The following is a 14,323-nucleotide window of genomic DNA, read 5'->3' as shown; positions in this document are numbered from 1 at the left end:
AGGTCCCTCGGGAAAAAGGTTAGTTTTTTTTTGCGGGGGTGTGATTGGGTTGGAATGCACGTATTTGTTGGGCTTGAGGGCTAACTTTGATGGGTTAACATGGGTTAGGTCAAAGGTTAGGAGTTTGTAACTATCTGTTTTTAAAAGAATTAATATGTTGAATATTTAACACTACTAAAGGTTAGGATATAACCAGGCCTAACCGAAAAGCTAACCTCGCCAACCCTTCGAAAAGCCCTTACAGACAAGGCTTTCAGGGCTCACTGAAAAAAACTAACCCTCCTAACCTCTTTCCCGTGGTTCAACATGAAAAGCTGAAAATTCTAAGGGACTGGGGCTAGCGGGGGTTCGCTAGCTGTTGCGCGTGCACTCTGTTGCACAGACACTTCAAGACCACATCAGCCTGGCTTGGCGGTGAGTCTGTGCCTGTGGAGGAATCGAGAGGATGCAGCAGGTGAAGTGGGCGGTCCGAATCTGTTTCTTAGCTTGGGGAAATTTCAATATCCAGTAATGCGAATGCACCGTTAGGATTGACGCGCCTTCGAGCAATTCACAAGCGATGCTTGTTCGGGCACAGCGTGATATTTAGAGATGTCTAAAAACGGAAGAGTTGTTATAAATAATTTAACCTGTAGGTTGAGGGTGATATGTTGCTAAAAGGATTTGGTTTTTCTGGGTATCGAAGTATTGGGGATAAACTTGTTAAGTTGGCTCCCTTAAAAAAAGTAAATTTTATTATTGGTCAAAATAATATCGGAAAGTCTAATATTATTAATTTTCTTTTTAATTACTATTCTACGTTTTTACGTGGAGTAAAAGGCGAGAGGATAAGCGACGCTATTCAGCTGTCTGCGATAGATGCGCATATTTCAAAAGGCAAGGTCGATCGTAGAGTCGCGTTTAATATGAGGTTTTCTGATATAGATGATTATCTTTGGGGGAAAATTGGCAATGAAGGCTCTCGTCGCGATGTGGAGTTAGCGAAAAAAATACTGATGAGCCCAGCGTTTAATGATGGTGAGAAATTATGGTTCGTTTATCTATATGATAACTTGAGTAGAAAGTTTTCCTTGGTTTATGATCGAGAGGAAGTGGCGGGGGTGCTTAACGCCACCGAATGGCAGATTTTATGGACGACTTTAACTAAGCAGGGTCGCGGAAGTTTAAAAGAACATTGGGTTCCGGAAACGATACTAAAGCTGGCTTACTCTCCAGATACTATCCCAAAGATTGAAGTAATTCCTGCAATTAGGAAAATTGGAGCTTCGGGAACTCAGGCTGCGGATTTCAGCGGAGAAGGGATAATCGAACGCTTGGCGAAAATCCAGAACCCGACTTTGGAGCTTCAAAAAGATAAATTAAAATTTACTGCAATAAATAATTTCTTATCCGATGTGCTCGAAAATCTAAGTGCTTCCATAGAGATACCTCATGATCGAGATATGATACTCGTTCATATGGACGGTAAAACCTTACCACTAGAATCCTTGGGGACCGGTGTGCATGAGGTTATCATACTTGCAGCGGCCGCTACTCTGCTCGAGGATAGTATATTGTGTATAGAAGAGCCCGAGCTGCATTTGCATCCTTTGCTTCAGCGAAAGTTGGTAGCATACCTGAACAATAAAACTAATAATCAATATTTTTTTACCACTCATTCTGCGCATCTATTAGATGCTGTAGAGGCGGAAATTTTTCATGTTACTCAATTTGAGGGGGCTACTGAAGTCGAGGCTATATCGAGCACCAGGCAACGTTCAGAAATTTGCAGTAATCTCGGTTATAAAGCTTCCGATATTTTGCAGGCTAACTGTGTTATCTGGGTTGAAGGACCTTCCGACAGGATTTACTTGAATTATTGGATTGCCTCCCTTGTCGATAGTTTTGTGGAAGGCGTCCACTATTCAATAATGTTTTATGGCGGCCGGCTATTTAGCCATTTGTCGGCACTCGATAGCGATGAGCAAGAAAGGCTTGAGGATTTTATAAGTATTAGAAAGCTTAATAGACATTCTGTGATAATGTTTGATAGTGATAAATCCAGTGCTCATGCTAAGTTGTCCTTGACTAAGCAGCGACTCCGAGAGGAGTTTGACCTTGGCCCTGGATTTGCGTGGGTTACAAAGGGTCGAGAGGTTGAGAACTACTTAGATGAAACATTGGTAGAGGCAGCTGTTCTCGCAGTCCACCCTTCAGCGAAATCATTGGAAAGCCGCGGGCAGTGGGCGAATCTTCTTAAGTATAAAAAGGCCAGCGGCGGAGACGTAAAAGAGGCGAGCAAGGTAAAAGTTGCACAATACTATACATCTAATTATGTTGCTGACGTGAAACGCTTGGACTTACAAAAGCAGATGGAGAGGCTGAGGGTTTTTATACTTGAATCTAACCACCAGTTTGATGGTATGTATCCTATAGAGTATCGCTAGCACTAAAGCTTTTGGCTCAAGCTGTGGGGCGTTCTTCAGGCACCATCTGAGATTCAAACGTCCGGTACGTTTGAATCTCTTGCCGCATTGTCGATAAATTTATTTATGTACTATCCTGCTTCTTAAGCCTGGCTAAGCCTTGTTTAATGTGGCCTGCATTCTCACCAAAGGTTTGAAGGGCGCCACGGACGTTCTCACCAGTCGTGAATTCGCCTCGCTGTTCTGTCCATAACACCAGCTCCATGATTGCTGCCTCTAACGCTAGTTGGTTCTCATACATCCTTTCAAGCACATCCACCAGTGAGTATTCGCTCGCCATCAATATTGCCCCGATTCCTAAAGCATGAAGCATAGCAGCGGATTTACGCGGAGCAGATATGTGCGAAGAGCTACAGTGCTTGGCAGGGGAGTGGTACAGAAGTGGTACGGGGATTTCTATGGTGAGCTAGAGGGCTCGGGTTTCAACGTGTGTAGAGTTAGTAGTTCCAATCCATCACCGAAGAGGCGGATGTATTTCGCTCGTGACAGGCTTTTAGCCGACCAATAGCGGCCCTTCACGAGGCTCTCTTCAATACTGTAAACCCCAACGGCAGTATGATCCGCCATCATTATGAGACGTGGATTAATGAAGACGGGCCTGATGTCGTGGGGATGCTGCAATTGGCTATGAGTCTCACGCCAATTGCAGTTCTCGACTGATCAATTAAGACACACGCGTCCGGCAGCTCTGCTTTTCACTACCGCGTAAGTAGCCCTTCATTACTTTAAATGTCGGGGTGTTACTGGAATCGCCAGCGATCATTCAAAATAAAGAACTTCACGAATCTTTAATAACTTTCGGAATATCAAATGTAGACACCGGCAGGTCAGCTAAGCTACTTCGACGATCAAGAACTAACTGACGAAACAAGGCTAGAATTACACCTAGAATAAATCCGACAAATAAGGCTAAACCCAAAATTGTGATTTTAGATACTTTCAAAGGTCCAATCGGCTCTTGTGCCCTGCGATCAATTGATACTAATTCCAATGCACTCATATTTGTATTAATGTTACGAAGCCGAGCTCTCTCAGTTCTTAAAGGCTCAATATTCTGTAAGAAGATGTCTTCATTTTTACGCTGATTTAAAACCTCAACCTCACGATTAACCTCCAACAACTTTAATTCTTTTGCAATTTCCGCAATGCGCTGACTTTCAAAGTCATCGCTAGACCGTTGCTTTAAAATAGCGCGCTCTGCTTCAAGAGCTTCCGTGCCCAAAAAATAGAGTGGAATTGTCTGGTTGTTTACTTCGGTACGCATTATTTGGTTTGCCCCAACTTGCGATGCGCTGGATATGGAGGATGGGGTCGATGGATATTTTATTCCCATCGACTTGGCGATAGAAATAGCTTCGGACAACTCAGAAATACGATTGGTGCGCGTTATATTCGTCTGAAGACGAATCCCTGCCAATTCATCTTTCAGTTTAGCCTGTCTAATATTATCACTTTCAAGTATCTGGGCAATTTTAGATTCTTTGTCAGTCTCATAATTGGATCGTGCTGCACTTATTTTTCCTTGAACCTCTGCAAGACGATTCTCAACGATAACTTTAAGATCTGCACCGATTTGTTGACGTTCCATTGCAACAGCAAAATCAACAAACCCATTAAGTATAGCAACACCATCCACACCGTCCGGATACCGCATATCCAAACGAATATAGCTGCTAAGCTCTGTTTTTTTAGGATCTGGCAATACTAGACTTATCGAATTTGAATTAAATGATTCAAAGCCTTGCTCAAGAGTCTGGCCTGGCTTATTAAAAGCATCAAAAAGTTCTGGGTGAGCTTTAAAAAAGCCAAAGCGTGCCTCATAAGAATCTAGTCGAGCACCAACTTTATTCAGAGCCTCAGTGGGAGGTAGTGTATATACTTGAGAACGATTAAGCGCATCCAAATCGTTGATCGCGGTGGGTCGCAAAAGAGAACTCACGGCGTACTCTTTAGGTATTGACAGAGTAAATATCAAACCTAAAGCACCGAATAAAACCGTAATCACCAAGACTACAAGCTTTTGCTTCCATATATTATGAAAAAGCGCGACCAGGTCTATTTGATCTGATGCCATTACCCGGGGTACATTTGAAAGATTACTCAAAATCGATTCATCCTGAATAGGAATATTTCTAAGAGGGGGGATTGAGCTTCCTTTGTGAGATGAGATCAGTACTAGCATTCTAGAAATGATAATCAATCTCGGACTAACCTTAGCATCCTAAACTCAGTCTTTTCATCTCGCAACCGATGAGCTTAGCCAACCGTCGGCTAAGCGCAAAAAATTAGGATTTTTCCCAAATCTGTCCCTTATGACCGTTTTTTGAACGCCAAAAACCGAAAGCCATCCATATATTTTCACTAGTGAAATCATTGGCTTGCGTTTGTAAAATATGGCGTTAAAAGAGAGATTCGAACCCTAATCACTTCAAGCGTCTACAGCGTCGATTCAGCGCCTAAGCAATGACTACTTTTAGCCGATAATTGCCATTTAGGTGAGGTCTGCCCTTCCAATTCGAGTCAGGCCTTGTTTGATGGCCCGAGTTTCCACCAATCGTGTGAAGTGCACCTCAAATATTCTCACCCGCTTCGCAAGCGTTTTGTTACTCAGCCACAAGCGTCAGTTCCATCCCAGCCGTTTCCAGGGCCAGTTGATTTTTATAAAGCCGTTCCAGCACGTCCGTCCTTGCAATGGTTTGCGGCTCGTTTTGAAAAAATCAAGCATAGCAGTGACAACTCTAGGATTTTCGAAAGCAAGCGAAAAGGGGCGGGGAATTAGTGCGTGTGAGTAGTGCTGGTACGAAAGTGGTACAGGTGGGTTGCGAGAGTGCTTTAAACTCCCGTTTTGTAGGGGGTGTAGGATTAGTTGTACCAATCCATCACCGAAAAGGCCGATATTTTTCGCTCATGACCGGCAGCAGCCGGCCAATAGCGGCCCCTCACGAAGGCCTCTGCAATACTGTCAGACCAACGGCAAATTATGGGGCGTGGATTAATACAGATGGTAACGATGTGGTGGGGATGCTGCAGTTGGTGCTAAAGCTTCCGCCGGTCACAGTTCAACCGTAAACCCACGCAACCCCACCGTATCGGCGAAACGACCTACGGCCGTCAAACTAGCCCAAATGCGCAAAGGCTCACGCCTAGAGCGGACAGGGATCAGACGCGCCGTAGGACCACCGAGCCGGATAGACAGCGTCCACTTGCTGTCATCACCCGACACTCGACCTACGACCGCCTCGCGGATCACATGCTGACTCACTAACGCTTTCAGCGTTTCGGATTGAACCGCCTCAGCGATCACAGCAACAGCTCCTTCAATCGATCAGTCGCCACGTGTTCAATGGCTAGGTTCATGGCTTCAATCGTTGCCGAATTTACGCCATGGACGACTTCTAACCCTTCAACAAAACCCAGGGCTTGAGCCTGGACCAACGCCAAAGTATGAGGGTCGTGTGCCAGTAACAATCGCGCTAGATGAGTAGTAGTACGGGTACGAATTGACGGCGGCAAATCGACTACGCCTAAGCCATCCAAGATGCTCATAGTATTCCTTTAAACCACGCCGCTTAGGATCACGGCCAAATCACGCAACGGAAATTGCTCCTCGCTCAGCTCACAGCCTGGGCAGTGGCGCACGGGAAGATCGGCATTACTAGGCCACTGCGGCGCCAAGCAGTGACGGCAACGTACCGCTTCGACGCTCATCTTCCAGCGATCGTTCCATTGTCCCAGCGCGAAGTCGGGAGCATTTTTCAATGCACCGGCCATAAATGCTGGTGGATCAGGAGTCTCCATGAATCCCCTTAGCGATACGATCCCGGACTGCCTGCTCGGCGGCGGTTATGGCTTCAGTCATCGCTTTAAGAACGTCTTCATTGATGAGATCGGCGGCGCGCAAAGCCCATGCAAACCCTTGAGCGCGCCCAATATGGCGGACGACGAGCGAGGCGTTGAGGTCGCGCCCGATATTCCCCAACTCCAGATCCCAGGCATATGTCAAAAACTTGGTCGGTAAGGTTATGCCGGTATAAGAGTCATCGCGGCGCTCAGTACCGTATTGCGGCCCATTAGGGTTGGCTTCGTTTTCTGTCATAAGGCGAGTCCAGGAGGGGGTCAGCCGGTGGTCTGCAGTCTAGCCAAAACCTATGACTGCGGTGCACCAGTGTAGGGGGTTGTGGCATTCGCACACTAATGAAAAAGCCCCCACTCCTGGTGCTGGTGTAGGGGCCTTTTGAACATAAGCGGTGTTATTAGAAAAGCCAGCTACTGGCCGGTTCTTAACTGTCGAGAATGGAGCTTGCGCCACGTCACAAAACAGATCGAAATATAATAAATGGAAAATTATTTTTTAAACCATTTTCGACGAATAAGTGCACGATTCAAAGACCCATACCGAATTTGGACGAAGTTAATGAATCAAGGGCCCGTAGCCACCATTGCGCTTATTTACCCTTCAGCCACAGTTCAATTATGTGGCTCGGATTGCGCCTTTCTGACGCTCGGGCTTATAAGGAAAGAGAGAAGAGAATGAGATGCAAAGTAATATCCAAACGGACCTGGACTGAAGAAACCGCCGAGAGCAATCGTCTATTTTCAGAAGCTGACCGTCTGAATGATGAGGCTTATGCGCTCCTGAGTGTCAGCCCCAGCTCGGATGACACTGTCAGAAGCTTTCAAGCGGCAAAAGACCTCGCGGATGCAAAATACGTTGAAGCGCGAAAATCATGGGAAGAGGCTCGATCTCACCTTAATGCGTAGTAGTACGTCTCGCTTGATGCACATAAACACAGCGCCCCCCCCCATTAATCCCAAACTGATCCCCGCTCTGCGCCAATCGCTGAAGGCCCGGAAAGAACTGCAGCTGCCAGCTATTACCGAAACCGATCTCCATCTTTTTTCACCGTCCTGCATCCAACTCAGTGTCTCCTACGTAAATCAATCACCCCTCATTGGAAGGGGCCGAAGAATCTAGGAGACGCATCATGCATACGCTCATTAAACGCATTGCTATTGCCTGCTTCACCCTCATCTGCGCTGGCTCCGGACTTAGCTATGCCGCCGATACCGTAATGGTTGGCGGCGCAGCCATGTATCCAAGCAAAACCATCGTAGAAAACGCCGTTAACTCTAAAGACCATACGACGCTTGTCGCAGCAGTAAAAGCGGCCGGCCTGGTCGATACGCTTAACAGCAAAGGGCCATTCACCGTCTTCGCCCCAACCAATGAAGCATTCGCCAAATTACCCGCTGGCACAGTCGACACACTGGTCAAGCCAGAACACAAAGCCGATCTGACTAAGATCCTCACCTATCACGTGGTCGCTGGCACTCATACAGCCAAGCAACTCATGGACGATGCCAAAATGCATGGCGGCAAGGTCACGCTGAAAACGGTTCAAGGCGAGTCGCTGACGGTCTGGCTGCACGACGGCAAGTTGTGGGTTGAGGATGCCAAAGGCGGTAAAGCAGCTATCACTATCGCCGATGTCATGCAGTCCAACGGAGTGATTCATGTCATCGACACAGTGTTGATGCCGAAGTAGGCACATGAGCATCAAAGCGATAGAACGTGGCTTAGTTCGATCTTGAAAGACACTGGCCTTGCTTTCCATTGGACGGTAAGGCCAGCACTGCCAGAGAAAAACTACGTCGGGCAAAGCCGTGCCCAGACAGATGAAATGTCCCTCCCCCGCGCAACGAGTGATCAGCCTCCTTTCTGCACCAAAATAGAGCGCCAGTCCCATGGTGGTCCCATGGGGCCATTTTTAGGATGCCAAAAACCACAAATCCCCGACTTTCTCTAGGAAAATCAGGGGCTTGCGTTTTCTCAATTTGGCGGTGAAGGAGAGATTCGAACCCTCATCACTTCAGGCGTATACAGCGTCCATTCAGCGCCTAAGCAATGACTACTTTTGGCCGATTGCCGCCTGTCGTGAGGAGCATGGCGTCACTGCTTGGAAGTAGTATTGGTACGAAAGTGGTACGTAGCTTTCAGGTCTGCTTTGCAGAGCAAGGAATACGTGGCCTATAGGATTAGTAATTCCAATCCATCATCGGCGCGACGGAGAAACGGCGGGAAAAAGAGTGTGGTGCGGCACTGATCGGGGACATTGGACAATCTGAGGTGGGTAGGGCGAAGGACGCGAGTTTATCAGGAATAAAGGTGCAGGATTCGCGCTGGTTTTCTGAACCAAACCTGTGACACAAGCAGGTTTCATCATTTCCCGCGTTTTTGAAGGCTAGGATAGTCCTGAGAGAGGCCGTCCACGCCTCCAGTCTAATGGGAGCGGGATTATGGCCTCGAAACTGATCAAAATCGTGTTGATCACCAGCACTTTACTGCTGGGTGCTTGCTCGTCCGATTTATCAAGCGTGAGCCACGACCCATGCTTTTCAGGGGGGTGCCAGGCGTTTGGTGACCATAGCCCCAACAAAGCCGCCAAGATGAGTTTTGGAGGCGGTGGGCTTGGGAGCAGTTATGGTGAGTACGGCTCCGGGTTGCTGCACGACGATTGATGGGTCAGCAGGTGGTGAGCGTGCCTTTATGAAAAATCTCACGCCGCGCCCGGCGGCTTATGTTTTCGTGCTTGCTTGACGCGTACATTTCATCAAAGCGATTGCGATCAATCCCTTCATATTTACCCAATTCCTCCATGACCATACGATCGTAATCCTGCTCGATCACGAACCGGAAAATCTCCCGCCGATAATAGAAACCGAACTGGAATGCGAGTACCTCGCTGAGGTGTTCTGTCGGAGTGAGGAAACAGTTTTCCAGGTCGATCGCCTTGGCGAGGGTGGGATGCTCCAGATTGATCATCACATTTTCGGCCCAGAAGTCCATGTGCACCACGTTTTTGCTGTGCAGGGTACGCAGCAATTTGAACGATGCAGTGATCAGGCTGTGGATGTCGCGCGCTTGTTCAAGCCAAGCCAGTCCACTGAGGTAGCCGTCGAGCATCTCGGTGAAGATGAAAAACTCCTGGATCAGGCCTAGCGCTGATTTTCTGTAGCCGAAGCCATACAGGCCGGCGACGGGGGCGCCGCGTTTCTGTGCGCTGAAGGTGTTGATGACCTCTTCCACTGGCCAGTCGAATGTGCCGTCGCGCTTTGAGCGGCCGAATGTGACGCGCAATTTGGGTCTGAGGCTGTCGAGCGGTTGGGATTTGGCGAACAGGTCGCTTTCCATTCCTTTCAGCGGGGCGCTGACGCGGTCTTTTAACTGGTAGCGGGTGTCGATCAGGTCTTGAATCGCCTGCAGGGCGCTGTCATCAGTGCTCTGCGTGGTGAAGACCGTGGCGTTGCGGTGGTTGAGTGTCGAGGGGAAATTCTGGAGCACACTGCTGTCAGGAAAGCTCAAAACACATCCTTGTCATTTAAATATGACAGATATGTTACAAGCTATCGATTTTGGATCCAACCTGAACCGAAGCTGAACGAAAATTAAACCTGTGCTGACGGGCGCAGGTTTTTCTTGACGCAAGGGGGAGAGGTTCGGCAGCACGGGCGCGTTGCGTTCAGCAAAAATTACGGTGAAAAAAACCAGTCACAGCGCAATAATGGCTTAGGGCTATTACTCTACTTTTTAAAGTCCTCTTGATGAAAACAACTTTTCCGCGAAGTTGTTTATTGTTTTTGTTGCTTCCCTGCAGGTGTGCACCACGTTCTTCCTGATTGAAGAGTTTCTATAGCTCAGCTCAGACTCCGTTCGACTGTTTGTATTGTCGAATCAGAAATCTACCCATGACAAAGACACTTCCTAAAATCAGCCCTAAAAAGGCACCCAGAAGAACAAATTTCTTAGTGCTATTAGTGGTGGAGGTTTTCACATCATCAAGGGTGTTAAATGCTTTTAATGTAGTGCGGGTAGCCAATGTCGGCAAGTTTAGTGCTATAGCTTCCGTGTTGGCGGTCGCCATCGCGGATTTCAGCTGGGCAGTGGCCAGTTCTGCGCTGGTCGCAGTGGTTGAGGCGATATAAAGCACCGGCTCGCTTCCACCTGATTTGGGTGGAGTGTCTTTCAGGCTAACGGACTTGGCAGCCATGACGCCCATGGCGGAATAGAACACATCGTTCTGGATCGTGCTGTACAACTTGGTTTCCGCACCCAGCTTGCTGGGAGTGACGGGAGCGTCTTTTTCATTGACCTCTTTATACAAGCTGTACAGTGACGGTTTGGTGATGTAAGTGCTGGCAGTCCATTGTTCAGGTGATGTGGCTGCGAGTACCAAAGACGCTGCGATACCCACTAGGGTGGTTGCAATAATAGTTATCTTGCTTTTCCACAATGCTTGAACAAGCGGGATCAAATCAATTTCATCATCGTTGGACTGGGCTTTAAGATTCGTTGGACTGCTCACGAAAAATTCCTTTATTTGCATTCCGGAATTGTAGAGAAAAAAACACAAAACGCCCACGTAATAGTGTGATGGTGCAGTAGATGCGAATAGTTCGTGTTTGTTTGGTCCGGCGCGACTCTTTAAAGAGCTGCGCCGACTTAGTTAGTATTTTCGTTCAGGTAGGTAGGGCTTAATGGCCGCCCTGCATCCGCCTCGCTACCAGATAAACGCCCAGTCCAACCAGTGCCGTGGCGGCTCCGATATACCCGGTACTCGTCCACCCCAGCCCAGCCGTGATCGCCATTCCGCCAAACCACGGCCCCAGTGCGTTGGCCAGGTTGAATGCGGCATGGTTGGACGCCGCCGCCAGGCTCGGCGCTTCGTGGGCGATATCCATCAAGCGGATCTGCAGTGGCGCCGCCAACGACACCATGGTGCCGACCAGCCCGATCCCCAGCAGCACGCCCCACAACGAGCCTGCGGCAAACGGGAAGAACACCAGTACCGCCATCGACCACACCAGGATCAAGCCCACCGCGCGAAACTGCAGGCGGTCGAACAGCTTGCCGCCAGCGATATTGCCGATGATCCCACCCACGCCAAATGCCGCGAGACCGAAGGGGATCCATTGCGGCGAGACTTTGGTGACTTCGAGCATGGTCGGCGCCAGGTAACTGAACACGCAGAACATTCCCGCAAAACCAATGGCGCCAATGGCCAGGGCCATCCACACCTGCGGTTTGGTGAAGGCGCGCAGTTCCTTGCGTGGGTCGCTACGGGGTTCGTCGCGGCGGTCGGGAACGAACTGCCAGACCAGTGCAATCGTGCACAGCGCGATGACGCTCACCAACGCAAACGCCGAGCGCCAGCCCAGATATTGTCCAAGGAAGGTCGCAATCGGGTTGCCCAGGAGCATCGCCAGGGTGAGTCCCATCATCACCCGCGCTACAGCGCCGGCGCGTTTGTCGGTCGGCACCATGCTCGAAGCCACCACTGCGGCAATACCGAAATAGGCACCGTGGGGCAGGCCGCTGATAAATCGAAACGCCACCAGTGAGCCGAAGGTCGGGGTGAAGGCCGTGGCCAGGTTACCCAGGGCATACAGCCCCATCAGCAACAGCAGCATATGTTTGCGCAGGAGTTTGGCGCCGAGGATCGCCAGCAGGGGCGCGCCGACCATTACACCCAAGGCGTAGGCGCTGATCGCGTGGCCGACCTGGGGTTCGCTCAAGTTGAGGTTGTGGGCGATGTCGGGCATCAGGCCCATGATGGCGAACTCGCCAGTGCCGATCGCGAAGGCGCCCACGGCCATGGCAGCTTCCATTTTGGCGGCGCTGCTCGCGGGCAGCACATGCCCGGGTGTTTGCTGGATAGTCATGGGTAACTCTATTGGAATGGATTGCACGAAGGGGAGCCGTCGATGCTACGCAAGCGGCGCCGAGGGTGTCTAGAACAGCCTTTTTCGGCAGAGTTCCGCACCTGTGACCCCAGGTCGCGCCTGCCAGGCTTGACATCGGAGCATTAAAAGCCGCGATTTAGAGCTGTCAATTGGCCAAACGGCGCATAAACGCTGTTTGCCGTGATATTCTGCGCGCCGTCTTGGTCTAGTCTTTCCTGGGTGCGTACATCCGCATACGTCCCAGCGATTGGCTGTCGCCCAGGTAGCTGAAGCCAATAATGATAAGAAGTCAGCGCAGAAGGGACATAAACAGTGAGGTCGATACGTCGGCCTTGTGTGCCCACCCTGCGGTTCTCTCGTGAATGTGCAAACCCCGCGGTGCTGCCTTGCGCAGCTGCGATGGAGGGTTGCCCATGATCAGGGGCGGTAGGGCGGATGGCGTTTTATCATAGGTGCTACTGATGTTTAAAAAAGTAAACACTGCCCTGCTGGGGCTGGCTTTGTCGCTGGGGATCAGCTCTGCTCACGCGGAAGAGGCAAAGAAAGTCGATGTGCTGCTGATTGGCGGCGGCATCATGAGTGCAACCCTGGGCGTATGGCTCAATGAGCTGGAGCCGGGTTGGTCGATGGAAATGGTCGAGCGCCTCGACGGCGTGGCCGAAGAAAGCTCCAACGGCTGGAACAACGCCGGTACAGGTCACTCGGCCCTGGCTGAGCTGAACTACACCCCGGAAGATAAGAACGGCAACGTTGAGATCCCGAAAGCGGTCGAGATCAACGAAGCGTTCCAGATCTCCCGTCAGTTCTGGGCCTGGCAGGTCCAGCAGGGCGTGCTGAAGAACCCGCGTTCGTTCATCAACACCACACCGCACATGAGCTTTGTGTGGGGCGATGACAACATCAAGTTCCTGAAAAAACGCTACGAAGCCCTGAAAGCGAGCCCGCTGTTCGCTGGCATGCAGTACTCCGAAGACCCGGCGCAGATCGCCAAGTGGGTTCCGCTGATGATGGAAGGGCGTGACCCGAACCAGAAAATCGCGGCCACCTGGAGCCCGCTGGGTACCGACATGAACTTCGGCGAGATCACCCGCCAGTTCGTCGCCCACTTGCAGACCACGCCTAAGTTCGACCTGAAGCTGTCGAGCGAAGTGCAGGACATCACCAAGAACGCCGACGGTTCGTGGCGTGTGAGCTACAAAAACCTGAAAGACGGCACCAAGACCGAAACCGACGCCAAGTTCGTGTTCATTGGCGCGGGCGGCGGTGCACTGCACCTGCTGCAAAAGTCGGGCATTCCTGAAGCCAAGGAATACGCTGGCTTCCCGGTAGGCGGCTCGTTCTTGGTGACCGATAACCCAACCGTCGCCGAGCAGCACCTGGCCAAGGCCTACGGCAAAGCGTCGGTGGGTGCACCGCCGATGTCGGTTCCGCACCTGGACACCCGCGTGCTGGATGGCAAGCGCGTGATCCTGTTTGGCCCATTCGCGACCTTCTCGACCAAGTTCCTGAAAGAAGGCTCGTACCTGGACCTGCTGACCAGCACCACCACCCACAACATCTGGCCAATGACCAAAGTCGGTATTCGTGAATACCCACTGGTCGAGTACCTTGCCGGCCAACTGATGCTGTCTGATGACGACCGCTTCAAGGCGCTGCAGGAATACTTCCCGAACGCCAAGCAATCCGACTGGCGCCTGTGGCAAGCCGGTCAGCGCGTGCAGATCATCAAGCGTGACGAAGAGCAGGGCGGCGTCCTGAAACTCGGCACCGAAGTGGTCAGCTCCGCCGACAACACCATTGCAGGCCTGCTGGGTGCATCGCCAGGCGCATCCACCGCGGCTCCGATCATGCTGACCGTGCTGCAGAAAGTGTTCAAGGACAAGGTCGCGACCCCTGAGTGGCAGACCAAGCTGCACCAGATCGTACCGAGCTACGGCACCAAGCTGAACGACAGCCCTGAAGCCGTTGCCAAGGAATGGGCGTACACCGCCGAAATCCTGCAACTGCCGACGCCACCTGCGATTCCTCAAGGTGCTGCTCCGAAGGCCACCGAGGCTGCCAAGCCAGCAGCTGAGCCAAGCAAGCCGGCCTCTGACCTGGCGCTGTAAGCCAAGTAT

At 50.7% G+C, this 14,323-nt stretch carries 12 protein-coding genes; 4 read left to right on the top strand and 8 right to left on the bottom strand.

Annotated features, from left to right (window positions below):
• The first annotated feature begins 647 nt into the window (after positions 1 to 647).
• Positions 648 to 2,426, top strand: coding sequence for an ATP-dependent nuclease (locus ACP7BX_RS01535; RefSeq protein WP_426131294.1), 1,779 nt, complete (start codon positions 648 to 650; stop codon positions 2,424 to 2,426).
• 103 nt (positions 2,427 to 2,529) lie between these two features.
• Here ACP7BX_RS01535 and ACP7BX_RS01530 read toward each other — a convergent pair whose 3' ends face one another.
• From ACP7BX_RS01530 to ACP7BX_RS01510, 5 genes are all read right to left on the bottom strand, one after another.
• Entirely contained in the window at positions 2,530 to 2,745 is a 216-nt protein-coding gene (locus ACP7BX_RS01530) for a hypothetical protein (RefSeq protein ID WP_289329492.1), read from the bottom strand.
• Between the two features lie 498 nt (positions 2,746 to 3,243).
• Complete coding sequence (locus tag ACP7BX_RS01525; RefSeq protein ID WP_426131411.1) at positions 3,244 to 4,539, bottom strand: Wzz/FepE/Etk N-terminal domain-containing protein; 1,296 nt, start codon at positions 4,537 to 4,539, stop codon at positions 3,244 to 3,246.
• A 1,226-nt stretch (positions 4,540 to 5,765) separates the two neighbouring features.
• Entirely contained in the window at positions 5,766 to 6,011 is a 246-nt protein-coding gene (locus ACP7BX_RS01520) for a hypothetical protein (RefSeq protein WP_426131292.1), read from the bottom strand.
• 9 nt (positions 6,012 to 6,020) lie between these two features.
• A complete protein-coding gene (locus ACP7BX_RS01515) occupies positions 6,021 to 6,263 on the bottom strand; it encodes a hypothetical protein (RefSeq protein WP_426131290.1) in 243 nt (80 codons plus the stop codon).
• Positions 6,250 to 6,561, bottom strand: coding sequence for a hypothetical protein (locus ACP7BX_RS01510; RefSeq protein ID WP_426131288.1), 312 nt, complete (start codon positions 6,559 to 6,561; stop codon positions 6,250 to 6,252). The genes ACP7BX_RS01515 and ACP7BX_RS01510 overlap by 14 nt, the downstream gene beginning before the upstream one ends.
• Before the next feature lie 889 nt (positions 6,562 to 7,450).
• On the opposite strand from ACP7BX_RS01510, the gene ACP7BX_RS01505 reads away from it, so the two are divergent.
• Together ACP7BX_RS01505 and ACP7BX_RS01500 are read left to right on the top strand one after the other, a co-directional pair.
• Positions 7,451 to 8,011 (top strand): fasciclin domain-containing protein, encoded by a 561-nt coding sequence (locus ACP7BX_RS01505; RefSeq protein WP_426131286.1) that lies wholly within the window; start codon positions 7,451 to 7,453, stop codon positions 8,009 to 8,011.
• A 751-nt stretch (positions 8,012 to 8,762) separates the two neighbouring features.
• Positions 8,763 to 8,984, top strand: coding sequence for a hypothetical protein (locus tag ACP7BX_RS01500; RefSeq protein ID WP_314532876.1), 222 nt, complete (start codon positions 8,763 to 8,765; stop codon positions 8,982 to 8,984).
• 4 nt (positions 8,985 to 8,988) lie between these two features.
• On the opposite strand, the gene ACP7BX_RS01495 is transcribed toward ACP7BX_RS01500, so the two are convergent.
• The 3 genes from ACP7BX_RS01495 to ACP7BX_RS01485 all read right to left on the bottom strand — a co-directional run bounded on the left by ACP7BX_RS01495 (position 8,989) and on the right by ACP7BX_RS01485 (position 12,185).
• Positions 8,989 to 9,828: a hypothetical protein gene (locus ACP7BX_RS01495; RefSeq protein ID WP_314532873.1), complete on the bottom strand. Its 840-nt coding sequence runs from the start codon at positions 9,826 to 9,828 to the stop codon at positions 8,989 to 8,991.
• Positions 9,829 to 10,165: 337 nt separating this feature from the next.
• Complete coding sequence (locus ACP7BX_RS01490) at positions 10,166 to 10,828, bottom strand: Wzz/FepE/Etk N-terminal domain-containing protein (RefSeq protein WP_426131284.1); 663 nt, start codon at positions 10,826 to 10,828, stop codon at positions 10,166 to 10,168.
• A 169-nt stretch (positions 10,829 to 10,997) separates the two neighbouring features.
• Positions 10,998 to 12,185 (bottom strand): MFS transporter, encoded by a 1,188-nt coding sequence (locus ACP7BX_RS01485; protein WP_426131282.1) that lies wholly within the window; start codon positions 12,183 to 12,185, stop codon positions 10,998 to 11,000.
• Between the two features lie 482 nt (positions 12,186 to 12,667).
• Between ACP7BX_RS01485 and mqo the strand changes: the two genes are divergently transcribed.
• A complete protein-coding gene (gene mqo, locus ACP7BX_RS01480) occupies positions 12,668 to 14,314 on the top strand; it encodes a malate dehydrogenase (quinone) (RefSeq protein ID WP_033902554.1) in 1,647 nt (548 codons plus the stop codon).
• The last annotated feature ends 9 nt before the right edge of the window (positions 14,315 to 14,323 follow it).

Source organism: Pseudomonas sp. DWP3-1-3b3 (assembly GCF_049896305.1).
GTDB classification, from domain to species: Bacteria; Pseudomonadota; Gammaproteobacteria; order Pseudomonadales; family Pseudomonadaceae; genus Aquipseudomonas; species Aquipseudomonas azotoformans_A.
Note: the sequence above shows the minus strand (reverse complement) of the source record. Positions and strands in the feature narration are given on the sequence as shown.

Excerpts from the sequence above, each read along its gene's own strand:
- ACP7BX_RS01530 (WP_289329492.1), bottom strand. The coding sequence starts at position 2,745 with ATGGCGAGCGAATACTCACTGGTGGATGTGCTTGAAAGGATGTATGAG.
- ACP7BX_RS01515 (WP_426131290.1), bottom strand. The coding sequence starts at position 6,263 with ATGGAGACTCCTGATCCACCAGCATTTATGGCCGGTGCATTGAAAAAT.
- ACP7BX_RS01525 (WP_426131411.1), bottom strand. The coding sequence starts at position 4,539 with ATGGCATCAGATCAAATAGACCTGGTCGCGCTTTTTCATAATATATGG.
- mqo (WP_033902554.1), top strand. The coding sequence starts at position 12,668 with ATGTTTAAAAAAGTAAACACTGCCCTGCTGGGGCTGGCTTTGTCGCTG.
- ACP7BX_RS01535 (WP_426131294.1), top strand. The coding sequence starts at position 648 with ATGTTGCTAAAAGGATTTGGTTTTTCTGGGTATCGAAGTATTGGGGAT.
- ACP7BX_RS01500 (WP_314532876.1), top strand. The coding sequence starts at position 8,763 with ATGGCCTCGAAACTGATCAAAATCGTGTTGATCACCAGCACTTTACTG.
- ACP7BX_RS01485 (WP_426131282.1), bottom strand. The coding sequence starts at position 12,185 with ATGACTATCCAGCAAACACCCGGGCATGTGCTGCCCGCGAGCAGCGCC.
- ACP7BX_RS01520 (WP_426131292.1), bottom strand. The coding sequence starts at position 6,011 with ATGAGCATCTTGGATGGCTTAGGCGTAGTCGATTTGCCGCCGTCAATT.
- ACP7BX_RS01505 (WP_426131286.1), top strand. The coding sequence starts at position 7,451 with ATGCATACGCTCATTAAACGCATTGCTATTGCCTGCTTCACCCTCATC.
- ACP7BX_RS01510 (WP_426131288.1), bottom strand. The coding sequence starts at position 6,561 with ATGACAGAAAACGAAGCCAACCCTAATGGGCCGCAATACGGTACTGAG.